This is a genomic window from Olavius algarvensis spirochete endosymbiont (assembly GCA_900608495.1).
Classification (GTDB): domain Bacteria; phylum Spirochaetota; class Spirochaetia; order DSM-2461; family DSM-2461; genus UBA2779.
This window is the reverse complement of the sequence record UWYT01000055.1, coordinates 1-276: the sequence shown is the minus strand read 5'-3', so window position 1 is coordinate 276 and position 276 is coordinate 1. Positions and strand designations below refer to the sequence as shown.

Genomic DNA, 276 nt, shown 5'->3' with positions numbered 1-276 from the left:
CATCCGGAAAATCACGCCGGCGGGGGTGGTAAGCACCTTGGCCGGCAGTGGCACAGCGAGTTCTGGGAATGGCACCGGCAACACGGCACAGCTTAACTACCCCGCCGGAGTGGCTGTGGACTCATTCGGCAATTTCTATGTGGCAGATAGTGGCAATCACCGCATCCGGAAGACAGAGTACAAGGTGCCCTAGGCAGCGACGCGATGGCTCCTCATGTTAGATGTGGTATCTTTTAGAACTGCCCCGAACGAAGGCCGGAGCGGATTATCGCTTTG

General features: G+C 57.6%; 1 protein-coding gene. It reads left to right on the top strand.

Annotation, left to right across the window (positions count from 1 at the left end):
- Window positions 1-193 (top strand): hypothetical protein (locus S1OALGB6SA_RS01075; RefSeq protein WP_503465861.1); only part of this gene is annotated, 193 nt, incomplete at its 5' end.
- Between the last annotated feature and the right edge of the window lie 83 nt (window positions 194-276).